Below are 25,473 nucleotides of genomic sequence, written 5' to 3' on the forward strand. Positions count from 1 at the left end.
TGGACGGGACGGAGGTACCCGTAAGGCCCAATCTGGCCGACGGGTCGCTACCTACGGCTCCCGCATCCAGGTCCTTGGATCGGTGACGAACACACCCTTGCCCTGCAACCGGCGGATCACCCGCAGAGCCTCAAGGCGCACGTAGGCCAATTGCACGGTTCCATAGCTGACGCCGTAGTCGGCGCGCGTCTCGGCGACCGATGGCAGTCGGTCGCCAGGCTTGAGCTTTCCCGACCTGACGTCGGCAATCACGTCGTCGGCGATGCGGAGATATCCAGCTGATTCGGGCATGTCGCTCCTCGCGTGGCAACCCGAATTCGATCACACCTCCAATATCTAAACAACGTGCTTTGACTTCCCTGTGTTCCCTAGTTAAGTTGGAGCGGAGCCGGTCCTCGCGTGGCAACGAGTTCGGCTCATCCCCCTGGTCGGGGCGGGTACGCGTGCCCGTCCCGACCCACCGGACTGCTCCGCTGCCGTACCGCTGATCTGAGCTGCGGCGGCGGAGCGGGCGGGCCGTCCGCGGCCGGCATGCGGACGGCCCGCCCTTCCAGACCCACCGAAAGGACCTCCCCGCTCCCGCCTGTTCAGGAAAGGACCGACGTGACCCAGGTGTATCGAGGTGGCCAGCTCTACGGGACCGGTCGCCCGGCCCGGTTGACGCCGCACGAGGTGCGGACCCGCACCTTCGACCCGCGCCGCCGTGGCGCCGACCCCGATCAGGTACGCGAGTTCCAGGCCCAACTCGCCGACGAGCTGACCGACCTCCACCGACAGGTACGCCTGCTCAGCCAGGAGAACGACCGGATCAAGCGCGCCCTGCGCGACTGGCAGACCATGCACGCCCGGGAGTGCCGCCCGCCGAACGAGGGCCGCTGGTAGTGGCGCGCCCCCAACCCGGCGACCTGCTCCGGATCGACGGCCGCGCCTCGGTGCAGTTCGCTGGCGATCGCGCCCTGACCTTCCGCGTCGTTTCGGTCTGCGACCGCCCGACGTACGCCGGCTGGATCTGGCTGACCGGCTACGTCCTCAACCGGCGCGGCCAGGCGACCGCCAAGCGCGAAATCTACGTCCAGCTCGCCGGCCTCCGCCGCGCCACCAGCACCCCGGCCCCAAAACGCTCCCGTGCTACCCGCCCCTATGCTTCGCGGGATGACCAAGGTGACGGCGGAGCAGCTCGCGACCGCTCGGGGCTGCGTACTCGGGCTGATGCTCGGTGACGCGATCGGCGCGACGGGCGGCAACGTACCGGGCAGCGGGACGCTGCGGGCCACCAGTGCCGGCCAGCTGGCCTGCTTCACCATCGATGGCCTGATCCGTGCCCATATCCGAGGCAAGCACAAGGGCATCAGCCACCCACCCAGCATGGTATGGCGCTCGTACATCCACTGGGCTGCCATCCAGCGCATCCCTGGCTTGAAGGTGCCGGACGATGCGGACTGGCCGAACGGTTGGCTGACGAAGGTGCCGGCGTTGGCGGAGCGGCGCGGATCAGCGCCGGCTACCGTCTCAGCACTTCAGGGCGGTACCCCGGGCACCATCGACAAGCCTGCTGGCACGAGCATCGGCGCCCACGCTCTCACCCGTACCCTGCCGGTCGGCTTGGGATCTCGGCTGGACCCCGCGGCCATCGCCGCGCTCACTCACACCGGAGAAGCGCTCGCCGCCGCCCGGCTCGGTGTGGGAATCGTTCGTCTGTTGGCGTCCGGCGAGCACGTTGACGCCGCCGTCGACCGGGTGCTGGCGGCCGACGAGGACCAGTCCGGGGTGCCCGTACGATCGCTGGCTCCGGCGCTGGCCGCCGCCCGGTCGCGGCCCGGTCAGCGATCGGAGCTGGCTCGCCTCGCACCCGATGCGAAGGCAGTGTCCGCCCTGGCCGGCGGCGTCTACGTGGCCGTGTCCTTCCCCCATCGGGAGTCAATCCACGACGCGCTGCTGTTCGCCTCCTCGACCAACGACGGGGGTCACGTGGCGACGGTGGCCGGCACTCTGTTAGGGACGAGGCACGGGCCGGACGCACTTCCCGTCGACTGGCTGTCCCGGCTGGAACTGGCCTGGGTGGCCGACACCCTGGCGCGCGACTTCGTCACCGAAATCGAGGACAGCCCATCCGGCGGCGAGTACGCCCCCGCGACCGACCCGTACTGGTGGAGCCGCTACCCCGGCGGCTGACCGTCGACGACCCTCGGTCTCCGCCGCGGTCCGACGACGTTGTCGGTCGGGACGCCTCGCCTCGTCACCAACTGGTGCGCGGCCTTGATCGTCGGAACGACTGTTCCGTGCAGGTACGGCGCGCTGGTCAGCCGCCCCCAGTGGCTGGTCAACCTCATGGCGGAGGGATGGGTGAACGCGGCGACGAGCGTGTCCACGCCGGCGATCCGCGCCTGCTCAAGGTTTGGTGCAATCTGACGACGGCGGCTCATGAGAACGGTGAGCGCCTTGTAGACCTCGACGCCCTGAACGATGCAGAGCGTCGGCTCAAGGATCTTGATGGTGGCTGCCAGGTGGGGGGAACAGTTCCGGCTCATCGTCGGGTTGCCCAGCGACTTGCTCGTGCCGCTGACCACCGCGGAGCACAGCCGCATGTTGGCCATGGCATAGGCATCAAAGAGGTGTACGGGGGAACGGGTGCCGTCCAGGCGGAGCTGCTCACCGTCTCGATCCGCCCCGGGGTCACGTCCGACGGCGAGCCGCAAGGCGCTGGTGACCCCACGCATGTGCGGGTTCCGCGCGGTGAACGCCAGGCTCGCGGACCGCATCACCTCGGCGTGGCGCTCCTTGAGCGTCACGCCCTCTCGTGCCCGCCCGGTCTCCATGGCGATGACCAGGGTGCGCGTCGGGACCCCGTCGAGCACCAGGTCGTAATGGTGGCCGACGTGCGACAGCTGTCCTGCGGTGAAGGCAGCCTCCGGTCGAGATCCCTCGCTTCGCCCCAGGACACTGTGCCGGCAACTGCCGAGCATCCGGCAGATGAACTGCCCGGACGGACCCAGAACATGCTCAGCCATGTACTGACCGAGCTCGTCGATACGTCTGGCGGTGGTGACGGTGTCGCTGGCGAGCGTCATGGCGACGGCTGCTTGGCTGACGCCGGATTGAGGGCCCGATCGCTGGATGCTCCCGTCCTGGGGCGGGGCGGGGTTTCGCTAGGGACATCGCTCGCCGCTCCGACGAGCGTATCGCGAAGGAGTGCGGTCTCCTTCTCGCTCGGCGGCCTGGCTGAACCGGCGTGCCATTCGACGACCAACCGCTGCCCGGAGGGCAGCGAGTACATCCGCACCGCCCGGCTGTGCACCGCTGACCCGTAGTCCGTACCGCCAAATCCCAGCTTGTCCACCTCCCGTAGCCCGAGCGCCTGGGCGACGTCATCCCACGGTCGGCCGAACGCGAATACGTCCTGCACTGGCAGCTCCGCGATCGGCTGCCACACGAACTCGTCGATGACCTCTGGCGGTGGCTTCAGCGGAGCCGTGATGGACGTCGAATGCCACGGGTAGCACTCGAAGATCAACAGATCACGGTGGTCGGCGCTCGGGTCCTGGAGCCACCGGCGGGTGAACTCAAGGCGCGCCTGGTAGTACGGATTGTCGCCCATCTCGTGTGGCAGGGTCCACGGCGGCCGGTTATAGGGACAGGTCGTAGCCCACCTGCTGTACGAGAAGTGCTTCTTGATCTCCTCCGCGAAGATGCCGTTCCGCCCCTGAAAACGGGAGTGAAACTTGCCGGGGTTCAGGCCGAGCACCACCATCCGCGGCGTGTGCTCCAAGCCGAGAAGGTCACCGTGATACGGCTCCGGAAAACCCTCACGGGTCACTTCGCCGGCACCGACACCTACATAGGAGTCGAACCAGCCCTCCAGCCATGGTGGTAGTTGATCTTCACCGTTGAGCCACGCCGCGATGTGGGCGTCCCAGAAGGCCGCAACCCGCTCCCGTGTCGAGGTCGTCATGACGAAAAGCTAGCGATGAGCCTCTGGCAAAGCCAGGGTGCAACGCGAACAATTCAGGACGTGACCGAGAAGTTGCACCAACTTGCAGAGTTGCTGCGGGCTCGCGACGACCTGGATGCCGCAATAGCGGGGTTGACCGGACGGTCCGCCCGGCAGGGTGACATCGGGGAGTTCGTGGCGGCACAGATCTTCGACATTCAACTCGCCGGGAACGCGGTCCAGGCCGGCCACGATGGAACGTTCAGATCGGGCCCACTGGCCGGCCGGACCGTCAACGTCAAGACCTACGGCGATGCCTTCACCGGCCTGGACATCAGCCCGCATGACTGCGACTTCTACCTGATCTTCAGCGGGCCACGACGACCCGCCGGCGTCGTGCATCATCAATGGCAGATCTCTGCCGTCTACCTCTTCGACACCCTCCGCCTGCTCGACACCTTGAACCACCGAGGGGTCAAGATCGGCATAGCCACCAGCATTCGGCGTGCGGACCTCGACGCGGCCCAGATCTTCCCCGACACCAACCCAACACCCCCGCTGCGTCTGACGTCCGAACAGATCACCCTGTTATCGCTCTTCGGCGCGCAGGTCCTCTCCGGTCTCGCCGCCGACCAGCCGGGCGCGCCGCGAGAGCGGTGATATCAACTACGGGGATTCTTGATGTCATCGCAGCTGACTCGGCAGAGAGGCGCTCGACTATGTCACGAACGACTCTGGACGTTGACGACGACCTGCTCGCGGAAGCGTCGAAGATCCTCGGCACGACGACGAAGGAGGCGACGGTCAACGCCGCTCTTGAGGCCGTGGTCAACCGGGAGAAGCGGCGCGAGTTCGCCGACTGGCTCAAGACCGGCGGGCTGCCCGACCTGACCGGCCTGGATGGCGCCTCCCGGCGCAGTTGACTGATCGAAGCGGTCAACCCCAGAAGATCGCTGTCGGGTCCCGATCGAGTTCGTCGAGTAGTTCCGCCATGTTGCCTGTGGGCGGGATCAGGTCGTACCGATGGAACCGGAGGTTGCGGTCCCGGTAGTACAGCGTCCAGGTCCCGGTGTTCTTGGCGTACCGGAGGCGCGCGACGGGAAGCCGCGTCCACTCCGACCCCATGTCGGCTCGCCACGGGGCCCGACACTCGACGATCGTCAGGTAGCGGGCCGCCTCTTCACACTCAATCCGCACCTGGTCACGGACCCGCTCCGGGACGCGCTGGTGGCACCACCGACGCGCCTGGGCCACATCCGCTTCCGGTAGCCCTTGAGCTGCCGCCATTTCGACCTCCCGCCACATCCAGTCAGGCAGCGCGGCGCTTCAGGAGGCGGCCACTGCGCTGCGGTGAGCGTTGACGACCCAGGCGTCCGGCAGGGCAATCCACTCGTTGTCGCCCACCCGCACCACCGCACCGTCCAGCTTCGGCAGCAACGCCGGGTCCTCCATCGGGCAGAGCAGCCACACAGCCCCCGCCCCACCGCGCGCCGCATCCGCCAGCTCATAGAGCCGGTCCATCGCCCGATACCTCGCCAGCACCGCCGCGTCGTGCAGCAGCACCGGCCCCGCCTCGGCCGACAGCTCGGCGCGCAGCTCCGGCGCGGCCAACTGCCACGCCCGCTCGACGTACTCCCCCAGCTTGATCGCTCCCCGGGAGCCGGGCGGCGCGATGTCCGCGCCGACCACCGTTTCCCAGGTCGGCTTCGGGTGCTCATCGACCAGGGCATGCAGGTGGTCCAGGAAGCGGGCCGCCACGTTGACCGGCCGGGCGTCGAAGCGCCGGGCCAGCTCCCCCCGCGCCAGCCCGTACCGGGACAGTCGTACCGTCAGGGCCCGGAACCCTCCGGCGGACCTGGCACCGGTCAGCCGCTCCTCGGCCCGCATCGCCGCCGCCAGCTCCGGCGATTCGGCCGTCCACCGGCTCGGCGCGACGGTCACCGACGGGCGCCGCTGCATGATCGACATGGAGGACGACGCGTTGCGGGGCGGCGGCGGGACGTACCGGTTGCGGTCCCAGCGCAGCTCGAACCCGGCCTCGGCGAGCAGCCGGTCCAGCTTCGGGTGCGCGGGCAGCGGATCCAGCTCCGGGAAGCGCGTCCGCACCCGCTGGGTCACCAGCTCCGGCGTCAGCCCGCGACCCCCATCCGGCGAGGCCGCCGGGGGCACCACGCCGGCCTGGGCCAGCCGCAGCGCCCGTACCGGGTCGAGGTCGCGCGGGTAGAGCTCCAGCCGCGCGGTCGCGGCGGCCCGCTCCGAGGCCACCGCGGCGAGCAGCACCCGCCGCCGTTCATCGATCGCGTCGGCCGCGCCGCCGGGCGCGGTCACGGCCGCGAGGGTACGTAGCACCGTGGCCGGGCTGGGCAGCACCTCGCTGGCGGCGAGCTTGTCGGCGGCCTTGCCGAGCGCGTCGGCGTAGTCGAGCAGCGCGGGCGCGGCCGGGGTGTCCGGCGCGTCGTCCTCGCCCGCTTCGAGGGCCACCAGCAGCCGGTCGCCGCGCGGGTGCGGCTTGCCGTTGATGTCGGCGCGGGCGTGCCGGCGCAGCAGCAGGCGCGGCTCGTCGGCGAGCGCGTCGACCTCCACGGCGGCCCGCACCGCGGCGACCGCCACCGCGAGCCGCAACGCATCCCCGGTACGCACCGAGCCGCGGCTGCTCAGCAGGGCCGCGGCCAGCTCGACGACACCCATCACCCGGCCGCCGTCGCGCAACAGCTCGATGATCTGGGTACGCACGCTACCGACCACCGGGATGTCGTGCCAGCGCTTGCGCTGCTTGCCAAGGATCTGCGCGATCCGGGCGGGCGTGAGGCCCAGCGGCTTGGCCACCTGCGGGTGCTGCGGCCACAGCGGCAGGTCCGGCAGGGCGCCGGTGGCGTCGGGCAGGTGCAGCGCCAGCCGGGTGGCCTCGACGTCGTTGGGGTTACGGCTGGCCGGGACGAGCAGCGTGGCGATCGCGTCCAGTCCGACGCGTACCAGATCGGGGTCGCCGTCCCCGGCGGCGGCCTCGGAGGCCACCTCCTCCGTCGCCGCCTTGCGGGCGGCGGGCGTGGTCGGAATGGTCTCCCGCTCCCCCAGCCGGCCGCGCCACTCCTTCACCCGGCGCTGCAGCTCCTGGCGGGTCTTGGCACCCAGGCCGGGCAGGTGGGCCAGCTTGTTGGCGACGGTGAGCAGCTCGCCGACGGTCGTGGCGTCAAGGCGGTGGGCGGCGGAGACCGCGCGCGGGGTGAGCCCGGCGGCCTCCAGGGCCGTGGCCCGGGTCGCCTTGGTGGCGGCCTCGTCGCGGGCGGCCTCGGCGGCCTTCTCGTCCGGCTCGTCGGCCTCGATCTCGGGGTGGTCGGTGCCCACCGGGGCGCTCGCGTCGGAGCGGCGGAACACCTGCTGCCAGGCGTCGCGCATGTCCTTGAGCGAGGCGAACCGCTGGCGGTGGTCGCGGTGCAGGGCGCGCAGGAGGAAGTCCACCAGGCCGTCGCGGATCGCCGGGTCGAACGCCTCGACGGCCAGCACCGGCGGGCCCTCGGTCAGCTGCGGCTCGGTGCCGCCGTCGCCCCAGACGGGCAGCTCGCCGGAGGCCATCTCGTGCAGGGTGACCCCGAGGGCGTACCACTCGGCGTGCTTGTCGTAGCCGGGCCGGTTGGCGGTGCCGAGGAACGGGTCGAGGTAGCGCGGGGTGCCGGCGGTGATCTCCTTGACCGAGACGCCGGCCAGGGAGAAGTCGAAGAGCACGAGCTGCTTGGTGCGGTTGGGGCGTACCCGGATGGCGATGTTGTCCGGCTTGATGTCCCGGTGGTAGACGCCCTCCCCCTCCAGGTAGTCCAGGGCGCCGAACAGGTAGTCGCTGTAGGTCTCCAGCTCGTCGACGGTGAGCCGGCCGTCGTCGCGCAGCTTGCGGGCCAGGGTGCGGTCACCGGCGTGCTCCAGCACGACGACCGTGCGGGTGCCGATCTGCAGCGGCTCCGGCCGGGCCAGCCGGATCACCCGTGAGTCGGTGAGCGGGCCGAGCACCCTCGCCTCGTGTGCCAGCCGGGCGCCCTTCTCGTCGGAGAGCCCGACCTTGAGCACCTCCTCCCGGCGGGTGCGCTCGTTGAAGCTGAGGAACGCCCGGCAGGTCGAGCCGGTGCCGAGGCTGCGGACGATCTTCCACTCGCCGACCCGGTCGCCGCCGCGCGCCTCGAGGGGGTCGACCTGCTCGGGCTCCGGCTCCTCCGGGTGCACCGACGCGGGCGGCGGGGCGGTCAGCTCCTCCTCGACCACCTGGAGCATCTCGACGAACTCGGCCACGGTGGTGAGCCGCTGGGTCGGCACCGGGGCGGTGGCCGCCTGGATCAGCTCGTCGGCGAACTCGGTGATCCCGTCGGCGATCGCGGAGGCGCGCAGCCCGTTGTCCCGGGCCAGCCGGGTGAGCAGCTCGGCCCGCTTCGCGGCCGGCGGCTGGCCGGTCAGGATCAGGTAGCTCAACGCGCCGAGGCCGAAGACGTCCATCGCGACCGCGTCCGGCTTCGGCGCGGTCAGCTCCGGCGCGAGGTACGCCTCGGCCGAGCGTTCGATGTGCGTGGCCGCGTGCGTGGAGAGGGTGACCGGGTCGCCGCTGCTGCCCCCGCCGCTCCCGTCGACCCCGCGGGTCGCCGCCTGCCAGTCGCTGAGCTGCAGCTGCGGGGTCAGCCACGCCTCGTCCTCGCTGCCACCCCGCCGCTGGCGTCCCGGGCTGACCAGGACGCTGCGCGCCGACAGGGCGCGGTGGTGCAACCGCCGGCGGTGCGCGTACGCGACCGTCTCGGCGAGCTGGCGGATCATCGCCAGCCGGCTCAGCGCGTCGAGGCGGTCGCCGTACTGGGCCATGTAGTGGTCGAGGCGGATCGAGCGGGGGTCGTACCGGAAGATCAGCGCCGGGCCGGCCTCGTGCGACTCCATCGAGTCGACCTGGACGATGCCGGGGTGGTTGATGCCGTGCAGCACCTGCATCTCGCGCTTGGCGGCGCGTTCGATGCTCGCCCGCTCGGCCTGGACGGCGTTCCGCTCGACCAGGTAGATCCGGATCCGGCGGCGCTCGCGTTCGAGATCGCGGTGGCGGGCCTCGTGGTCCTGCCAGGTCGGGCCGATGTCGAACGGGCGGGGGGCCAGCTTCCAGGCGCCGATCTCGTAGTGCCGGCGGCTGCGGGCGATGCCGACCTCTTCCAGCAGGCCCGGCAGCGCCGCGGACATCTCCTTGGTGACCCGCTGCTGCTCGTCCTGCGGCGGGCGCTTCAGGATCGAGCCGATGGTCGGCAGCTGGCCCGGCTGGTGGCCGGGCGCCGGCTCGGGACCGTAGATGCCGTGCAGGTGGTGGTCGGAGAGCTCGACCTGCAGCCCCGGCTTGGACAGGAACACCGCCGCCTGCACGAAGGGGATCTTGACTGGCTTGCCCTTGCGGCGGGCGGCGGCGACCTGGAGCAGGGACTTGAGCTTCTTCGCCTTCATGTCCGCCAGGTGGAGCGGATTGTCGAAGGTGCGGGTGCCGCTCGGCCCGTTCAGGATCCAGTTCGAGCCGCTGGAAACCAGCCGGCCGTTGAGGCTCTTGATCTCGATCAGGTAGAGCCCGCCCGGTCCCGCCACCAGCAGGTCGACCTCGTAGGGGTGACCGGTCTGCGCGGTGAAGGTGAAGTTCGACCAGGCCCGGTAGGGCTCGGTGTCCGGCAGCAGCGCCTGGACGTACGCCAGCGCCTCCCGCTCGTGCGCGAACTGCGACGGCGTGATCGTCGTCCACGGACCCTCCTGCATGCGAGAGATCCTAAGCTCACGCCGCACCGAGCCCGCTCACCGGACCGAACCGGGCGGGTGCATCACCAGGGCGAGAGCAGGCGATCTCGCGACCGCCTGCCCGCCTGACCCGGCTCACCGGACAACCAGCTCCTCGGCCTGCGGCGTCGACTCGGGGTGGGCGGCCGTCGGCACGGTACGCCCGCCGGACCAGAGCACCCGGGCGACGATCCCCGGCGCGAAGAGCCCCGGCGGCGGGGTCATCAGGTTCGCGACGCTGAGGAAGCGCCGCCCGACGACGGCGTGCCGCGCGGCGGCGACGTGCAGCCGGGCGACATACCCGTTGAGGAAGCGGGTCCGGCGGCTGCGTGGCCCGACCACCGTCGGGTAGCGCAGGTCGGCGCCGACCGCCATGTCCCACGGCACGTCCACCACCTTGGCCGCCCCGGCGAAGAAGCGGCGTGGCAGCTCCCGCCGGCCCTGCCGGAGACAGTCGCGCAGCACCATCGCCTCCACCGCGGCCACCGTCATGCCCTGCCCGTACGCGGGGTTGAAGCTGCACACCGCGTCGGCGACCGCGATGAAGCCCTCCGGCAGCCGGGCGAGGTGCTCGTAGCGCCGCCGCACGCTGGTGGGCAGCCGCATTCGCTTCGGCGGGCCGAGCGGTTCGGCCCGGCTGAGTAGCGCGTGCAGTTCCGGGGCGGGCAGCCGGCCGGCGAAGGCGAGGAAACCGTCCGGGTCGACCGGCGGGGCCTGGCCCGGGCCGACGCCGAGCAGCGTCACCATCCACCGGTCGCCCTCGGCCGAGATGGCCACCCCGCCGTACGGGGCAGCCGGCGACGGGCTGCTGATGAAGGCGGCGAAGCCGGCGTCGCCCGGGGTGCGGCGGTAGTCGCGGGAGACGTACACGGTGCCGGGATCCACCCGGTCCTCGACGGCCGGCTGGTAGCCGAGCTCGGCGAGCCAGGTCGGGCCGCGGTTGCCGCGACCGGTCGCGTCCACCACCAGGTCGGCGTCGTGGTGCTGCTCCTCCCCGCCCCGGGGCAGGATCCGCGCGCCGGTGACCGTGCCGCCGTCGGCGTCGGCGAGCAGCCCGAACGCCTCGCACCCGTCGTGGATCTCCACGTTCGGCAGCGTCCGGACCCGGTCCCGGACGTACCCCTCCAGTGCGCGCCGGCTGACGCAGAGCCCCTGCAGTCCCGAGGCGACCCGGGGGATCCGGTGCCCGTCGTTGACCCAGAGACAGTCCCGCTGGATGTCGATGGCGAGGGCGCCCTGGCCGGTCAGGTCGGCGGTCAGGCCGGGGAAGAGCTCCTCCAGGACCTGGCGGCCCCGGGCGAGCAGGCCGTGCGAGTGCTCGCTCTGCGGTACGCCCTTGCGGTCGGCGACCTCCGCCGGCAACTCGTCCCGATCGAAGACGGTCACCTTCGTGTACGACTCGCTCAGGACCCGCGCGGCGAGCAGCCCGCCGATGCTCGCGCCGAGGACGATCGCCTGCCCGGTCTCATTCGTGGTGGACACGGTTGACTCCGTTTCTTCACATTGGTGTCCTCAGTGAGCGGCACGGCGGGCCGGGCGGGAAGCGAATTGGCGGACGGCTAGCTGACACACGTTTCCCCGTGAGCCGTTCCGACCTTCTCCAGCCCGTCGAAGGCAGGACTCGCAGCGGCGAAATTCCCTGCTCACAGCCGGTTTCCGGCCGCTGTCGACGGGCGTGGTGAGCGATATCTCAGTCGTTTATCGGTCAATCTGATTCGGTGTTCAGAACGCCGAAAGGATGACGGTGCGACCAGGCCGACCGGCTATTCCAGGAAGGCCGAAAGGTGACGCCTGCGGGCGATCGTCCGAGGCACCGGTCACGCCGGCAGCGGCGCCGGGACGCGAGTGGCGGCACCGTTTCGGCGGTGAAGGCGAGGTATCAGCAGGAGTCGCAGGCGCCAGTGACCGGAAGCTGGACGAAGCAGGTCGGGCAGAGCGGGCGCCGGGGCTGCGGCGTTCGCGCGCGGACCGCCGCCTGCAGCCTCGGCGACAACGCCGGCTGCCCACCGTCCGGGGGCAACGGCGCGCCGAAGCGGCGGTAACAGGCCAGGCGCGAAACAGCGGCGTGCTCCTCCCGCGCCATCTCGTTCTCTGCGGCGGGCTCACCCCGTACTCGGAGCACCTCGTCGTACCCTCCGCCCACCATCCCGTCGTCTAGCCGGACGACGAGGGCGGACAGCGGCGGTTCGCCACGGCGGCGCGACTCGTGGATCACCCGGTTGAGCACCTCGCCGATCCAGTTCTGCAGCAGCGCGGAGGTCTGGATGCCGGAGGCGGCGAAGAGCCGGTCCCGCAGCTCACCGTAGGTGATCGTGGCGTGGTAGGTCTGCGCGACGCCGATCAGAATGTCGTACGCGTGGACTGCCCAGATGTCCCAAGCTTCCCGGGCTGCGATGCGCTCGCCGTTGTCCCGCCGGTACCCGCGCTCTTCCGCCACGGTCGCCTCCTTCCGGGCCGGACCATGAGTGGCGGACCCGGGGGCAGCGTACGGGCGAGGTGACGGTTCCCGCTCGCCCGCACGCTGACCGATACCGCTGGCGGCGCCCCGGCTCGGGCTAGAGCCGGGACAGGATCTCCGCCTTCTTCGCCGCGAACTCTTCCTCCGTGAGGATTCCCGCGTCCCGAAGCTCGCCCAACTGCCGAAGCTGCGCGATCGGATCGACCTGCGGCGGCGCGGACGGGACGGCTGGGGCCGCCGGCGGCTGCGGCACCATAGCGGGCGCGCCGGAGTAGTGCCGGGTGTTCATCCGCTCCTGCTGGGCCAACCTGGCCGCGTGGGCCGTCTCGTTGATGATCGACACCGCCTTGCGGGGCTCCGGGATGTCCTCCAGCACCACCAGCTCGAAGCCGTTCGAGCGCTGCACCTTCACCATCACGTTGCCGACGCCCCGGGCCTTCTGGGTGATCGACTGTCGCAGGTCCACGTCGACCACATCGCCGATCGGCACCTGCTGCGCATTCGTCGAGAGGACGCCCCGCTCGAAGTAGAGCATCGTGGCCGTCAACCTGTACCGGCCGGCACCGATACCGGTGATGGGTTGGCCGGTGGCGGCCCACAGCACGCCCGGCTCGACGGCCGGCGCCACCTGCGGCGGGGGCGGCGGGGCTGCCGTCGGCGGCAACGACTGGGTGCCGGTCACGGGCGGCAACTCGAGGGTCGCTGGGCGCGGCTCGGGCGCGATGACATCGGTGGTGCTCCGCACCGCCGGAAGGTTCATCGGGGCCTGCGGGGCGGCGTCGTCGACGTAGAGTTGCCACCCGACCGGGGGCACGGGCCACGTTGGATCCGGCTGCCATCCCGCTGGCGGGAGCCAACCTTCAGGTGCCGCCGGCCAGCCCGGTGGAGTGTTGAACCGCAACGCCATGATGCTGTGCCTAACTGTGTCGCTGATCAGAAGCGACAGCAGCCTAGCCGCGCCTCACGGCCGACGGGTTCCGCCGAATGACCTGACTCGACCGTCCGATGCTGCCGCGAATTCCCGCCCCCGGAGCCGATCCTCACCCAGGCCGTGGTTAGAGAGACCGAAGGTCAGCCCTGCGCGGCCCGGTCCGGGTCTGCCTGGCGGAGCTGGAGAAACGGGCCCAGACCCATCCCGTCCTCGGTGGCCAGGAACGCGCCCCGGGCGTTGAGCAGGGCCTCGTCGGCGTGTGCCATGCAGCCCCACACCGTGTCGCCCCACGAGTCGGCGAGCTTGACCTCGGCCGGCTCCGGGCACGCCTCGCCGCGCGGGCCGCCGATCTGGCAGTGGGCCGGCGCGCCGCCCCGGCGGCTGACCGCCTCGGCGGCCTCGCGGATCAGCGAGAAGCGCGCCTCGCCGCCGGGCTGCTCGACCCGGGCCTGCGCGGGGACGGCCCGGCGCTGCCCGAAGAGCACCACGTTGCCGTCCGGGTCGGCGGTCCGGCACTCCCCGCCCGGGGCGTGCTCCGGATAACCGGCGCGCTCGACGGGATGTCCGGCGTCGGTCAGCCGGTAGCCCGGAGAGCCGCCTGGCCCGGCGCCGAGACGGTGCCGGGTCGGCGCTGACCTGCCGGGCGGTCGGGACGGTGCCGGTCGGAAGGGGCCGGTCAGGCGGCCAGCGCCGCGTACCGGCCGGCCCGGTCGAGCAGGCTCTGGTGGGTGCCGGCCTCGACGAGCCGGCCGTGGTCGATCACCGCGATCTGGTCGGCGTCTCGCACGGTGGAGAGCCGGTGCGCGATGGTGATCACGGTGCGGCCCTTCGACAGCGCGTCGAAGGCCCGTTGCACGGCGCGTTCGGTCTCGGTGTCCAGCGCGCTGGTCGCCTCGTCCAGCACCAGGATGCGGGGGTCGCGCAGCAGCGTACGGGCGATGGCCAGGCGCTGCTTCTCGCCGCCGGAGAAGCGGTGGCCGCGGGAGCCGACGACCGTGTCGTACCCGTCGGGGAGGCCGGCGATGAGGTCGTGGATCTGCGCGGCGTGGGCCGCGGCCTCGATCTCGGCGTCGGTGGCGTCCGGCCGGGCGTACCGGAGGTTCTCCCGCACGGTGGTGTGCAGCAGGTAGGTCTCCTGGCTGACCACGCCCACGACGGCGGCCAGGTCGGCCAGGCGCAGGTCGCGCAGGTCGACGCCGTCGATGGTGACCCGGCCGGCGGCCGGGTCGTGGAACCGGGTGATCAGCGCGGCGAGGGTGCTCTTGCCGGAGCCGGTCTCGCCCACCAGGGCGAGGCTGGTGCCGGCCGGGACGTCCAGGCTGACGCCGGCGACGGCGGCGGTGTCGCTGCCCGGGTAGCTGAAGGTGACGTCCTCGAAGCGCAGGTGGCCGCGGACCCGCGCCGGGTCGATCTCGACCGGGCGGGCCGGGTCGTCCACCTCGACCGGCAGGTCCAGGTATTCGAAGATCCGGGCGAACAGCGCCAGCGAGGCGGTCAGCGAGACGCCGACGTTGAGCAGCCCCATCAGCGGCCGGAAGAGTCCGCCCTGGAGGGCGGTGAAGGCGACCAGGGTGCCGATGCTCAGCGTGCCGGCGGTCGCCGGGAGGCCGGCGCTGAGGTAGATGACCGCCGGGATGGCGGCGAAGATGACGGTCATCGCGGCCATCCGCCACCGGCCGGCCAGCTCGGAGCGGAGTTCGAGGTCGACCAGCCGGGCCGAGGAGGCGGTGAACCGCTCGACCAGTTTGGGCCCGGCGCCGAGGGTCTTGCTCAGCTGCACGCCGCTTATCGACAGCCCCTCCTCGATGGTGACGTTGAGGTCGGCCAGTTCCCGCTGCCGCTGCGCGGTGATCTCGCGGCGCATCCGGGCCACCCGCCGGGTCAGCCAGATCGCCGGGGGCAGCACCACCAGCGACACCAGGGACAGCCGCCAGCTCAGCGCCACCATGGCGACGGCGGTGGCGACCACGGTGGTCAGGTTGGCCGCGATCGAGGTGGCGGTGGAGGTGACGACGGTCTGCATGCCGCCGATGTCGTTGGTGATCCGGGACTGCACCTCGCCGGTGCGGGTGCGGGTGAAGAACGCGATCGACTGCCGGTGCAGGTGGGCGAAGACGTCGGTGCGCAGCCGGTGCATGACCTGCTGGCCGACCCGGGTGGAGATCCAGGTCTGCACGACGCCCAGCACGGAGGTCACCGCCGCGACGGCGACCATGCCGAGGACCAGCCGGACCAGCAGGGTCAGGTCGCGCTCGGGCAGGGCCCGGTCGATCACGGTACGGAGCAGGAACGGCGACGCCATCGCGATGACGGACGACGCCACGATGATCGCCACGACGACGGCCAGCGGACCGCGGTGCGCGGCGAAGAGCCCGCCGACCCGGCGCAGCGACACCTGCCGGGCCTGCGCCTTCTCGGCGGCGCTGACGGTGCGTGGGCCGCCACCGCGGCCTGCACGGGGTGCTTCCAAGGGACGCTCACTTCCTGTCGGGAGACATGCTGAGGTTACCTCATCATGAGGGAACAACAGGAAAACCTGCTACCGTATTCCGGTGACCGGCGACGACGAGGAGAGCCTGGCCGAGCTGTTCTGGGCGGTGGCCCGCCGGCTGCGCCACCAGTCCCGCCGCACCCTCGAACCGTGGGAGATCAACCCCGGTCACGCCCGCGCCCTGGCCGTGCTGATGCGGCACGGCGCGCTGCGGCTGAGCACGCTCGCCGAGCACCTGCACATCGCCCCGCGCTCCACCACCGAGGTGGTCGACGGGCTCCAGGAGCGGGGCCTGGTCGAGCGCCGGCCCGACCCGGAGGACCGGCGCGCCACCCTGGTCGCGCTGACCGACGAGGGCACCCGGGTCGGTGCCGCCATCCGGGCCGCCCGGAACGCCGAGGCGGAACGCTTCTTCGGCGACCTCGGCGAAGCCGACCAGGCCGACCTGGCCCGCATCCTGCGTACGCTGCGCGACTGACCGGCCGCACCCGACCCGTCACGGAAATATGCAGCGCTCTTGCCGACCGCCCGGCCTGCCGGCGTGTCCGTCGCGTGCTGCTCGGGTTGAACGAGTAGTGGAACGGGCAGAACTGGTCAGGTCGCGAGAGAAAGGAGAGGCACGTGGCGCAGAAGTTGACGGCAACGACGACCGGGGTCATCAATGCGGAGCCGGCCGCGGTGTGGGGGGTGCTGACCGATCCTGAACTGCTGAGTCAGGCCTTCTTCGGCGCAAAGGTCGAGACGGACTGGCGGGCCGGCAGCCCCATCACCTTCAGCGGCGAGTGGAACGGGAAGTCCTTTCAGGACAAGGGAGAGATCGTCACCGTCGAGCCGGACAAGCTGCTCCGGTTCACCCACTACAGCCCGCTGAGCGGCCAGCCCGACCTCCCGGAGAACTACCACACGGTGGCCTTCGCCCTGACGCCGGCCAAGGGTGGCACCGAGCTGACCATCAGCCAGAGCAATGCGGGGAGCGAGGAGGAACGAACGCATTCCGAGGCCAACTGGGCGCAGGTGTTGGGCACGGTCAAGCAGCTCGCGGAGCGCTGAGGTTCCGCCGTTGAGCGCCGCCACCGACTGAACTCGTCGACCGCCGGTCAGCGCAGGCCGGCGGCGATGGCGTCGACGAGGAGCGCGCCGAGGGTGCGGGCCATGATCCCGCGGGCCGCCTCGACGTCCAGCCCCATCGCGTCGCGCATCATCGACCAGGCCGCCCAGGTGCTCGCCACCGTCAGAGCGTCGAGCAGCTGCTCGCGCCCCTCCCCCGCCTGCGCCAGTTCCGGGCCGAACGCGAGCTCGATCTCGCGGCGCATCCGGGCGATGGCTTCCTCGCGGTTGCGCCGCAACTGAGGTGAGAAGGGCTCGCGCAGGGCGGAGGCACGAGCCGAGGGCGCCAGCGCCTCGAGCATCTGGACCCGCTGCGCGCAGAACTCCGCGATCCGCCGGCTGAGCGGCCACTCCGGCGGGATCGGGCGGAACAGCGACTCCTGCCGCTCGCTGACCCGCTGCCCGGTCGCGGCGTACAGGGTCTCCATGTCCTTGAAGTTGGTCCACAGGGTGCGCAGCGACACCCCCGCGCGTTCGGCGATGCGCTCCCCGGTGGGCTTGAGGTCTCCCTCGTCGATCAGCGCCAGGTGCGCCTCGACGATGGCGCCGCGGGTGCGCTCGCCCCGCGCCGCCCGCCCGTCCACCCGTGCCGGCGCGTCGGCGTCCACCTCGATCATCTGACGGTCCCCTGTCCGTACGGGCGGCGGCGCCGAAGGAAGTTGCACCGCAAGCGTAACGACGCCCGGCAGGTGCTCGGAGGCCGCCGCGACTCACCGGGGCCGGGCCGCCACGACGCCGTGGCGGCCCGGTCCCGACTGGCCCGCCGGCCGGTGACCGGCGGTCGCGCCGGTCAGGTCGTCGGGATGGCGTCCGCCGGCGGGGCGGTCGGCGTCTCGGTGAACTCCTTGACCTCGCCGTCACCGTCGTCGGTGGTCCAGGTCGGTCCGAAGTAGCTCTGTACGCCGCCCGTGACCTTGTTCATCCGCACGCCGCTGTAGCCGGCGTGCACGTCGTCGCTGTACCGGAACGGGGTCAGGCCCGGCCCCTTGAAGCCACCCTTCTGCACCGCGTCGACCAGCTTCTCCCGGGTGAGGTCCTTGCCGGCCGCCAGCAGCGCCTGCACGAAGGTGTACGCCATCGAGTAGCCGTAGACGGCGTTGCCGTCGATCGGGTTGGCCGCGTTGTACTGCTGGTGGATCTTCGTGAACGCCTGGATCCACGGGTTGCTCGCGTCGCCCGCCATCGGCAGGTAGTTGTCGGCGAGCATGCCCTCCAGGATGACCTTCTTGTCGCCGAGCTGCTTGGACAGCGTGGTGTAGTCCGCGCCGACGTTGGACACCACCCACTGCGCCCGGAAGCCCTGGCCGGCGGCCTGGCCCATGGCCAGCGCGGTGAAGCCGGGGATGCTCGCGGAGATGACCACCTGGCAGCCGGCCGCCTTCAGCGCCCCGATCGCCGGGCCGACCTGCGGGTTGGTCGGGGTGTAGGTCTGCTTCGCCGCCACCGGTCCGAGGATCTTCTCGACGCCGACGAGGGAGTCGCGGCCGAAGTCGTCGTTCTGCCCGAAGTGGCACACCTTCTGACCGGGGAACTGCTGCTTCACGTAGGTGGCCAGGATCTTGCCCTCGACGGTGTAGTCGGGCTGCCAGCCGAAGGTGGTGGGGTACTTGTCGGGCTGGTTCCAGTTCCGGCTGCCGGAGGAGACGAAGAGGTCGGGCACTTTCTGGGCCTTGACGAACTCCAGCACGTTGGTGTGGGTGGGGGTGCCGAGGCCGCCGAGGAGCGCGAAGACCTTGTCGTCGAGGACGAGCTTGCGGACGACGTTGTCGGTGTTCGCCGGGTTGTAGCCGTCGTCCATCACCTTGTAGACGATCTTCCGGCCGTTCACGCCACCCTTGCTGTTGACGTGGTCGAAGTACGCCTTGGTGGCGGCGGAGATCTTGGAGTAGCCGGCCGCGGCGGGACCGGTGAGCGGCTGGTGGGTGCCGATCACGACCTCGGTGTCGGTGACGCCCGGGACGTTCTCGGCCGCCTGCTGTTCGTCGTTGGCGCAGGCCGTTGCGCCGATCAGCAGCGCGAGGCCGGCGGCGGCCGCGAGTACACGGCGTGTGGTGGGATGCATGGTTCTCCATTCCGGTGCGACGGGGGCGAACGGTTGGGTGGAACCGGGGTGGATCAGCGGCGCGTGGCGGGGCGACCCGGCCGGAGCCGTGCGGTGAGGGTGCGGGCGGCACCCTGGAGGCCGCCCGGGGCCACGAGCATGACGACGATGAGGATGAGACCGAACACGGCGAGGGCCAGGTTGCCCTCCAGCCGCTGGGCCAGGCCCGACGGCAGGGTGAAGGTCTCGGTGATGAGGCTCGGCAGGTCCTGCAGCGCCACCAGCAGGACCGCGCCCCAGACCGCGCCGGCGAGGCTGCCCAGGCCGCCGATCACGATCGCCATCAACAGGAACAGCGACAGGTCCAGGGAGAACTTGCCCGGCGCGACGGTGGCGGTGAGCACGGCGTACACCCCGCCGCCGAGGCCGGCGCAGGCGGCGCTCACCACGAAGGCGAGCACCTGGTTGCGGGCGACGTGGATGCCGGCCAGCCGGGCGGCCACCTCGTCGTCCCGGACGGCGCGCAGCGACCGGCCGAACCGGCTGCGTACCAGGTTCGCCATCAGCAGCATCGTCAGCAGGGCGGCGAGCAGCGCGACCCAGGCCAGCCAGCGCTCCGGCTGGAAGTACGCGCCGAGGAACGCCGGCGGCGTCTCCATCGGGAAGCGCAGCCCCTGCTCGCCGTTGAACACGTCGGTGAAGATCGTGGTGATCGCCGGGACCAGGGTCGCCACGGCGAGGGTGACGCCGGCCAGGTACGGCCCGCGCAGCCGGGCGGCGGCCAGCCCGATGACCAGGCCCGCCACCGCGGTCACCGCGGCGGCGAGCAGCAGCGACAGGGGCAGGATCCACCGGCCCTGCACCGCCCGCTCCTCGAAGCCCTGCTGCACCAGGGCGACCGTGTACGCCCCGGTCGCCATCAGCGCCCCGTGCCCGAGGGAGAGCTGGCCGTTGAGCCCGACCAGGACGGTGTAGCCGGCGGTGACGCAGAGGAACGCGCAGACCCGGGCGACCTGCAGGTTCTGGTACGGCGGCAACTGGTTGGTCAGCAGCACCACCGCCGTGCCGGCGAGCACGGCCAGGACGAGGTGGCGCAGCAGCGTCGACCCACACGGCCCGGCGCCGGGCGGGCCGGGCAGCAACCGGCGCAGCGGCGACGGCGCGGTGGGCCGGGAATCCGGGGCGACCTCGGGTTGGGTGGCGGTCACACGTGCCTCGCTCTCACGCTGGAGAAGAGCCCCCCGGGGCGGACGAGCAGGACCGCCAGCAGCAGGACGAGGATGGCCAGCGGCATGGTGTCGGGGCCGAGGTAGCCGGTGACGTACGACAGGATCAGGCCGACCAGCAGGCCGCCGACCACGGCGCCGGCCGGGCTGTCCAGGCCGCCGACCACCGCGGCGGTGAACGCGACGACGAAGACCAGGTCCATCGCGTGCGGGTGCAGCCCCAGCCCGGTGGGGACGACCAGCATGCCGGCGAGGGCGCCGACCGCGGCCGCGAGGGCCCAGCCCACCGTGAGCATCCGGCCGACGTTGACGCCGAGCAGCCGGGACACCTCGGGCGCGAAGGCGGACGCCCGCATCCGCAGGCCGATCGGCGTCCGGGTGAACAGCAGCCCGAGCAGCACCACGACCGCCAGGACCGCGCCGAGGACCCACAGGTCGTACGGGGACATCGCGGCGACCCCGCCGACGGTGAGCGCGTCGGTGTCGAACGGCGCGGCCGCCGGCCGGTACTCGTTGCCGAAGACGATGCCGAGCACCGCCTGGATCAGCAGCACCAGGCCGAGGGCGACGATGACGTCGTTGAGCGGGTTGGCGTGGCCGACGAAGCGCATCAGCACCCGCTCGACCAGCGCGCCCAACGCGAGGCCGGCGAGGACGGCGGCGCCGAGGCCGAGCCAGTACGAGCCGGTGGCGGAGCCGACGGCGTAGCCGACGTAGGCGGTGGCCACGGCCATCGCACCCTGCGCGAAGTTGACCAGCCGGGCCGCCCGCCAGATGAGCACCAGGGCAAGGGCGAACGCCGCGTAGACGGCCCCGGTGGACAGCCCGTCGAAGGTGAGGAACAAGAACCGGTCCAAGCGCTGATCCTTCCTACGTGCCGGGCGGTCAGAACCCGAGGTACGCGTGGCGCAGCGTGGCGTCGTCGCGGAGCTGCGCCGCCGGGGTGGCCGTCACCACCCGGCCGAGGGACATCACCACGCCCTGGTCGGCGACGGAGAGGGCGCTGCGGACGTTCTGCTCGACGAGCAGGACGGTCAGGCCGTCGTTGTCGCAGAGCCGGCGCAGCAGCGCCATGATCTGGGCCGCGACCCGGGGGGCGAGCCCGAGCGACGGCTCGTCGAGCAGCAGCAGTTTGGGGCGCGCGATCAGCGCCCGCCCGAGGGCGAGCATCTGCCGTTCCCCGCCGGAGAGCTGGTGGCCGGCGTGCCGGCGCCGCCGGGCCAGCGGCTCGAAGAGCTGGTACACCTCGTCCTGCGCCCGGCGGGCGTCGGCCCGGTCGCGACGCCACAGGCCGCCGAGGCGCAGGTTCTCCTCGACGGTCAGCTCGGCGACGATGCCGCGTCCCTCGGGCACGTGCGCCAGGCTGCGCCGGACCAGGCGTTCGACCGGTACGCCGCGCAGGTCCGCGCCGTCGTAGCGGACCCGGCCGCCGGTGGGCCGGAGCAGGCCGGAGAGGGTGCGCAGCAGGGTGGTCTTCCCCGCGCCGTTGGCGCCGAGCACGGCGGCGATGGTGCCGGCGGGCACGTCGAGCGTGACCTCGCGCAGCACCGGCACCGGTCCGTAGCCGGAGCTGAGCGCCTCGACCTCCAGCAGGGCGCTCACGAGGCGACCCCCGGCGTCGTCTCGGCCGGCACGTCGGCGCCGAGGTACGCCTCGGTCACCAGCGGGTCGTCGCGCACCTGCTCGGGTGTCCCGGCGGCGATGACCTTGCCGAAGTCGAGCACCACGATCTCGTGGCAGACGGACATCACCAGGTCCATGTGGTGCTCCACCAGCATGATCGAGCAGGCGGCGCCGGCCCGACCGGGCAGCGCGGTGACGAGCTCGCCCAGCTCGGCGATGTCCTCGGCGCTCAGCCCGCCGGCCGGTTCGTCGAGCAGGAGCAGGCGGGGCCGGGCGATCAGGGCGCGGGCGAGGGCGACCCGTTTGCGGACGGCGTACGGCAGGGTGGCGGGGGCCGCCGCGGCGTGCTGCGCGACGCCCAGCTCGGCCAGCAGGTCGCGGGCCTCGTCGCGCAGCCGGCGTTCGTCGCGGTCGCTGCGGGGCAGGCCGAACAGGGCGGCGGCGAAGCCGGCCCGGGCGGCGTGGCTGGCGCCGGCCATCACGTTCTCGAGGACGCTGAGGCCCGGGAAGAGGCCGACGCCCTGGAGCGTGCGGGCGATACCGAGCCGGGTGAGTCGGTGCGGGCGTGGCCGGAACGGCCGGCCGTCGAGGGTGAGCGAGCCGCTGGTCGGCGGGACGAACCCGCAGACGACGTTGAACAGGGTGGTCTTTCCGGCGCCGTTGGGGCCGATCACGCCGACGATCCGGCCGGGCGGCACCCGCAGGGAGACGTCGTCGAGCGCGACCAGCCCGCCGAACCGCACGCCGACGTGCTGCAGGGCCAGATCGATTCCGTCGGTGGGTGGAGGGCTCATCTTCACCTCTTGCAGCAGACGCGGCGACGGGGGTGCGCTGGGCGACTTGGGCGAAGCATGGGGCTGGTTGTTACACCGGCAGTGTATCGATCAAGCGGACGTTGTCGATGTTTCGTTACGGCGCTGTGACTTTTGTCTGTCTAAATTGGACATTCTGCGCAGGGGCGAGACCGCGGACCCAACCCCGTTGCACTTACCGTGCAAAAGTTTTCGCCTTGGGCGTCACGGCATGACCAAGCCGCCGTCGACGGGCACGGTCGCTCCGGTCACGTAGGAGGAGGCGTCGCTGACCAGCCAGATCAGTGTGGCGGCCAACTCCTCGTGCTCACCGAGGCGGCCGGCCGGCGCCAGCGCCTTGACCATCTCGAAGGTGCCCGACTCCAACTGGTCGCTCATCTCGGACTGGAAGAAGCCGGGGGCGATGCAGTTGACCCGGATGCCCTTGCGGCCGGTCCACTGCGCGGCCAGGTCGCGGGTCAGCCCGATGACGCCGGCCTTGCTGGAGGCGTACGCGGCCTGCGGGATGCCGCCGGGCCGCAGGCCGATGACGCTGGAGATGTTGACGATGGCCCCGCCGTTCGTGGCGGCTCGGGCGAAGGCCTGCGCCATCCAGTAGCTGCCCATCAGGTTGACGTCGACGACGGAGCGGAACTGGTCCGGCGTCTCCCGGCTGGCCGGGACGGCGGTGCCCACCCCCGCGTTGTTGACCAGCACGTCCACCCGTCCGAAGTGCTCGACGGCGGTGGCGATCAGCGCCTCGCAGTCCTCGGGCCGGCGGACGTCGGTGGCGCGGGCCGCGTACCGGCGGCCGGCCGCCTCGACCAGCGCGCCCGTCCCCGGCAGTCGCTCCACCCGGCGGGCGCCGAGCACCACGTCGGCGCCGGCCTCGGCGAGCGCGCGGGCGAACGACACCCCCAGGCCGGAGGAGGCGCCGGTCACCACGGCTACCTTCCCGTCGAGGCGGAACCGGTCCATCACGCTCACCCTGGTGCTCCTCACGCTCGCCGTGCCCTGGACGCCATACCGACCAGCCGGTATGTTCGGCGTCCGGCGACGGTAGCGAGCCGCCGCCATGTGCGTCAATGGGAGGGCAGCCATGGACTTCGAACCGACCGCACGCGCCGCCGAGCACCTCAAGCGGCTCCAGGAGTTCATGGACGACCATGTCCACCCGGCCGAACCGGTCTACGCGGCGCAGCGGGCCGAGCTCGCGGCGGCCGGGAAACTCCACCACCTGCCCGCCGTCGTCGAGGACCTCAAGGCCGAGGCCCGCCGTCGAGGACTGTGGAACCTCTTCCTGCCCGCCGTCTCCGGCCTGACCAACCTGGAGTACGCCCCGCTCGCCGAGCTGATGGGCCGCTCCATCGAGCTCGCCCCGGAAGCCACCAACTGCGCGGCGCCGGACACCGGCAACATGGAGATCCTGCACATGTTCGGCATCGCCGAGCAGCAGGAGCGCTGGCTGCGCCCGCTGCTCGCCGGGGAGATCCGGTCGGCCTTCGCGATGACCGAGCCGGACGTCGCCTCCAGCGACGCCACCAACATCTCCACCCGGATCGAGCGCGACGGCGACTCGTACGTCATCAACGGCCGCAAGTGGTGGACCACCGGCATCGCCGACCCGCGCTGCCAGATCATGATCGTGATGGGCAAGACGGACCCGTCGGCCGACACCCACCGGCAGCAGTCGATGATCCTGGTGCCGGTGGACACCCCCGGCGTCGAGGTGGTCCGCTCGCTGCCGGTCTTCGGCTACCACGACCAGCACGGGCACGGCGAGGTCGTCTTCACCGACGTCCGGGTGCCGGCGTCGCACCTGCTCGGCGAGGAGGGCGGCGGCTTCGCCCTAGCCCAGGCCCGGCTCGGCCCCGGCCGCATCCACCACTGCATGCGCGCCATCGGCCTGGCCGAGCGCGCGCTGAGCCTCATGGTGCACCGCGCCGCCGGCCGGGTCGCCTTCGGCCGGACGCTGGCCGAGCAGGGCGTGGTGCAGCAGCAGATCGCCGAGTCCCGGATGGCGATCGAGCAGGCCCGCCTGCTCACCCTCAAGACCGCCTGGATGATCGACAAATACGGCGCCAAGGGCGCGCGCACCGAGATCGCCGCCATCAAGGTGATCGCCCCCCGGGTCGCCCTGGAGGTGCTCGACCGGGCGATCCAGGTGCACGGCGGCGCCGGGGTCTCCGACGACGTCCCGCTCGCCGCGATGTACGCCGGCGCCCGTACGCTGCGCATCGCCGACGGCCCCGACGAGGTGCACGTACGCGACGTCGCCCGGCGCGAGATCCGCCGGCAGCTGGAGTCGCGGTGACCGTCACGACCACCGAGCCGACCACCCCGGCCGGGCGGCGGCGGGCGCCGCGCGGCTCGGCCCGGCGCAGCATCGTCGCGGCGGCCACCGAACTCTTCGCCCGCCGCGGCTACGAGGCGACCAGCGTGCAGGAGATCGTGGCCGCAGCCGAGGTCACCAAGGGCGCCCTGTACCACTGGTTCGGGTCGAAGTCCGAGCTGCTCACCAGCATCTACCGGGAACTGCTCGCCGAGCAGACCCAGCGGCTGCGGGAGATCGCCGACGGCAGCGGGCCGGTCGAGGAGCGGCTGCGCGCGGCCGCCCTCGACGTCGTGGAGCACACCGCCGAGCACGCCGACGAGCTGACCGTCTGGGCCAGGTCGGCGCACCTGCTCGACGACGAGCAGGCCGAGGCGACCCGCCGGGAGCGGCGGCGCTACCACGACCTGTTCCGCGACCTGGTCCGCGAGGGGCAGGCCAGCGGGGCGGTGCGCACCGACCTCTCCGCCACCGTGATCACCCACGCGTTCCTCAGCGCCCTGGGCAACACGCACACCTGGTTCCACCCCGACGGCCCGCTGACCTTCGCGGAGGTCGGCCACCAGCTCGTGGCGCTGTTCCTGGGCGGCCTGCGCCCGCCCGGACCGGACCCGGTGGCGCCGCGCCTCGCGGAGCGACCGGCGGACGGGCGCCGCACCGCCGACGGTGGCGCGCCACGGCCCCGGCGGAGCCCGGGTAGGAACGGGTGAGCGACGAGGAGGGCCCCGCGCCGCCTGCGGCGCGCGACAGTGTGGAGCCGCCCGCCGCGGCCG

At 71.9% G+C, this 25,473-nt stretch carries 25 protein-coding genes; 8 read left to right on the plus strand and 17 right to left on the minus strand.

Translation table 11 applies throughout. The features are described 5' to 3' along the window. Positions 1–51 precede the first annotated feature (51 nt). The gene (locus ACFOYX_RS03375; RefSeq protein WP_322439444.1) at positions 52–291 is read right to left on the minus strand and encodes a winged helix-turn-helix domain-containing protein; all 240 of its coding nucleotides are present in this window, start codon (positions 289–291) and stop codon (positions 52–54) included. Positions 292–603: 312 nt separating this feature from the next. Here ACFOYX_RS03375 and ACFOYX_RS03380 point away from each other — a divergent pair, with 312 nt between their 5' ends. Further along, positions 604–882: a DivIVA domain-containing protein gene (locus ACFOYX_RS03380; protein WP_322439445.1), complete on the plus strand. Its 279-nt coding sequence runs from the start codon at positions 604–606 to the stop codon at positions 880–882. A gap of 270 nt (positions 883–1,152) precedes the next feature. Next, on the plus strand, positions 1,153–2,172 hold the full coding sequence (locus ACFOYX_RS03385) for an ADP-ribosylglycohydrolase family protein (protein WP_322439447.1): 1,020 nt from the start codon (positions 1,153–1,155) through the stop codon (positions 2,170–2,172). Here the strand turns inward: ACFOYX_RS03385 and ACFOYX_RS03390 are convergent. Together ACFOYX_RS03390 and ACFOYX_RS03395 are read right to left on the minus strand one after the other, a co-directional pair. Continuing rightward, on the minus strand, positions 2,157–3,068 hold the full coding sequence (locus ACFOYX_RS03390; protein ID WP_322439448.1) for a hypothetical protein: 912 nt from the start codon (positions 3,066–3,068) through the stop codon (positions 2,157–2,159). The two genes, ACFOYX_RS03385 and ACFOYX_RS03390, sit on opposite strands and share 16 nt — an antisense overlap. Beyond that, a complete protein-coding gene (locus ACFOYX_RS03395; RefSeq protein WP_322439449.1) occupies positions 3,065–3,949 on the minus strand; it encodes an anti-phage DNA glycosylase Brig1 in 885 nt (294 codons plus the stop codon). The genes ACFOYX_RS03390 and ACFOYX_RS03395 overlap by 4 nt, the downstream gene beginning before the upstream one ends. 60 nt (positions 3,950–4,009) lie before the next feature. Here ACFOYX_RS03395 and ACFOYX_RS03400 point away from each other — a divergent pair, with 60 nt between their 5' ends. Together ACFOYX_RS03400 and ACFOYX_RS03405 are read left to right on the plus strand one after the other, a co-directional pair. Continuing rightward, complete coding sequence (locus ACFOYX_RS03400; protein WP_322439450.1) at positions 4,010–4,588, plus strand: hypothetical protein; 579 nt, start codon at positions 4,010–4,012, stop codon at positions 4,586–4,588. Between the two features lie 59 nt (positions 4,589–4,647). Next, positions 4,648–4,851 (plus strand): type II toxin-antitoxin system VapB family antitoxin, encoded by a 204-nt coding sequence (locus ACFOYX_RS03405; protein ID WP_322439451.1) that lies wholly within the window; start codon positions 4,648–4,650, stop codon positions 4,849–4,851. A gap of 13 nt (positions 4,852–4,864) precedes the next feature. On the opposite strand, the gene ACFOYX_RS03410 is transcribed toward ACFOYX_RS03405, so the two are convergent. The 7 genes from ACFOYX_RS03410 to ACFOYX_RS03440 form a co-directional block, all read right to left on the minus strand. Beyond that, on the minus strand, positions 4,865–5,233 hold the full coding sequence (locus ACFOYX_RS03410) for a DUF3024 domain-containing protein (protein ID WP_322475048.1): 369 nt from the start codon (positions 5,231–5,233) through the stop codon (positions 4,865–4,867). A gap of 21 nt (positions 5,234–5,254) precedes the next feature. Continuing rightward, positions 5,255–9,682, minus strand: coding sequence for a BREX system serine/threonine kinase PglW (gene pglW / locus ACFOYX_RS03415; RefSeq protein ID WP_322439453.1), 4,428 nt, complete (start codon positions 9,680–9,682; stop codon positions 5,255–5,257). A 114-nt stretch (positions 9,683–9,796) separates the two neighbouring features. After that, on the minus strand, positions 9,797–11,182 hold the full coding sequence (locus ACFOYX_RS03420; RefSeq protein WP_322439454.1) for a squalene monooxygenase: 1,386 nt from the start codon (positions 11,180–11,182) through the stop codon (positions 9,797–9,799). 397 nt (positions 11,183–11,579) lie between these two features. Further along, positions 11,580–12,137 carry a hypothetical protein gene (locus ACFOYX_RS03425; protein WP_322439455.1) on the minus strand — a complete coding sequence of 186 codons (558 nt, stop codon included), beginning with the start codon at positions 12,135–12,137 and terminating at the stop codon, positions 11,580–11,582. 118 nt (positions 12,138–12,255) lie between these two features. Then, positions 12,256–12,972 carry an SHOCT domain-containing protein gene (locus tag ACFOYX_RS03430; protein ID WP_322439456.1) on the minus strand — a complete coding sequence of 239 codons (717 nt, stop codon included), beginning with the start codon at positions 12,970–12,972 and terminating at the stop codon, positions 12,256–12,258. 257 nt (positions 12,973–13,229) lie between these two features. Beyond that, a complete protein-coding gene (locus tag ACFOYX_RS03435; RefSeq protein ID WP_322439457.1) occupies positions 13,230–13,577 on the minus strand; it encodes a hypothetical protein in 348 nt (115 codons plus the stop codon). 188 nt (positions 13,578–13,765) lie between these two features. After that, the gene (locus tag ACFOYX_RS03440) at positions 13,766–15,484 is read right to left on the minus strand and encodes an ABC transporter ATP-binding protein (protein ID WP_322439611.1); all 1,719 of its coding nucleotides are present in this window, start codon (positions 15,482–15,484) and stop codon (positions 13,766–13,768) included. A 157-nt stretch (positions 15,485–15,641) separates the two neighbouring features. Between ACFOYX_RS03440 and ACFOYX_RS03445 the strand changes: the two genes are divergently transcribed. Next, positions 15,642–16,058, plus strand: a complete 417-nt coding sequence (locus tag ACFOYX_RS03445) for a MarR family transcriptional regulator (RefSeq protein ID WP_322439458.1) — start codon at positions 15,642–15,644, stop codon at positions 16,056–16,058. Positions 16,059–16,201: 143 nt separating this feature from the next. After that, positions 16,202–16,630 carry an SRPBCC domain-containing protein gene (locus ACFOYX_RS03450; protein WP_322439459.1) on the plus strand — a complete coding sequence of 143 codons (429 nt, stop codon included), beginning with the start codon at positions 16,202–16,204 and terminating at the stop codon, positions 16,628–16,630. A 47-nt stretch (positions 16,631–16,677) separates the two neighbouring features. On the opposite strand, the gene ACFOYX_RS03455 is transcribed toward ACFOYX_RS03450, so the two are convergent. The 7 genes from ACFOYX_RS03455 to ACFOYX_RS03485 all read right to left on the minus strand — a co-directional run bounded on the left by ACFOYX_RS03455 (position 16,678) and on the right by ACFOYX_RS03485 (position 23,346). Then, positions 16,678–17,304, minus strand: coding sequence for a TetR/AcrR family transcriptional regulator (locus ACFOYX_RS03455; RefSeq protein ID WP_322439460.1), 627 nt, complete (start codon positions 17,302–17,304; stop codon positions 16,678–16,680). 173 nt (positions 17,305–17,477) lie between these two features. Then, positions 17,478–18,749, minus strand: coding sequence for an ABC transporter substrate-binding protein (locus tag ACFOYX_RS03460; RefSeq protein ID WP_322439461.1), 1,272 nt, complete (start codon positions 18,747–18,749; stop codon positions 17,478–17,480). Between the two features lie 53 nt (positions 18,750–18,802). Next, positions 18,803–19,936, minus strand: coding sequence for a branched-chain amino acid ABC transporter permease (locus tag ACFOYX_RS03465; protein WP_322439462.1), 1,134 nt, complete (start codon positions 19,934–19,936; stop codon positions 18,803–18,805). Beyond that, positions 19,933–20,811, minus strand: a complete 879-nt coding sequence (locus ACFOYX_RS03470; protein WP_322439463.1) for a branched-chain amino acid ABC transporter permease — start codon at positions 20,809–20,811, stop codon at positions 19,933–19,935. The genes ACFOYX_RS03465 and ACFOYX_RS03470 overlap by 4 nt, the downstream gene beginning before the upstream one ends. Before the next feature lie 28 nt (positions 20,812–20,839). Then, a complete protein-coding gene (locus tag ACFOYX_RS03475; protein WP_322439464.1) occupies positions 20,840–21,556 on the minus strand; it encodes an ABC transporter ATP-binding protein in 717 nt (238 codons plus the stop codon). After that, positions 21,553–22,371 carry an ABC transporter ATP-binding protein gene (locus tag ACFOYX_RS03480; protein ID WP_322439465.1) on the minus strand — a complete coding sequence of 273 codons (819 nt, stop codon included), beginning with the start codon at positions 22,369–22,371 and terminating at the stop codon, positions 21,553–21,555. Before ACFOYX_RS03480 ends, ACFOYX_RS03475 begins: the two co-directional genes overlap by 4 nt. Positions 22,372–22,593: 222 nt before the next feature. Beyond that, positions 22,594–23,346, minus strand: coding sequence for an SDR family NAD(P)-dependent oxidoreductase (locus tag ACFOYX_RS03485; RefSeq protein WP_322439612.1), 753 nt, complete (start codon positions 23,344–23,346; stop codon positions 22,594–22,596). A gap of 121 nt (positions 23,347–23,467) precedes the next feature. Between ACFOYX_RS03485 and ACFOYX_RS03490 the strand changes: the two genes are divergently transcribed. Further along, positions 23,468–24,682, plus strand: a complete 1,215-nt coding sequence (locus tag ACFOYX_RS03490; protein WP_322439466.1) for an acyl-CoA dehydrogenase family protein — start codon at positions 23,468–23,470, stop codon at positions 24,680–24,682. After that, entirely contained in the window at positions 24,679–25,410 is a 732-nt protein-coding gene (locus ACFOYX_RS03495; protein ID WP_322439467.1) for a TetR/AcrR family transcriptional regulator, read from the plus strand. The genes ACFOYX_RS03490 and ACFOYX_RS03495 overlap by 4 nt, the downstream gene beginning before the upstream one ends. Positions 25,411–25,473 lie beyond the last annotated feature (63 nt).

The organism is Micromonospora sp. GCM10011541 (assembly GCF_042650725.1).
In the GTDB taxonomy this organism is placed as follows: domain Bacteria; phylum Actinomycetota; class Actinomycetes; order Mycobacteriales; family Micromonosporaceae; genus Micromonospora; species Micromonospora sicca.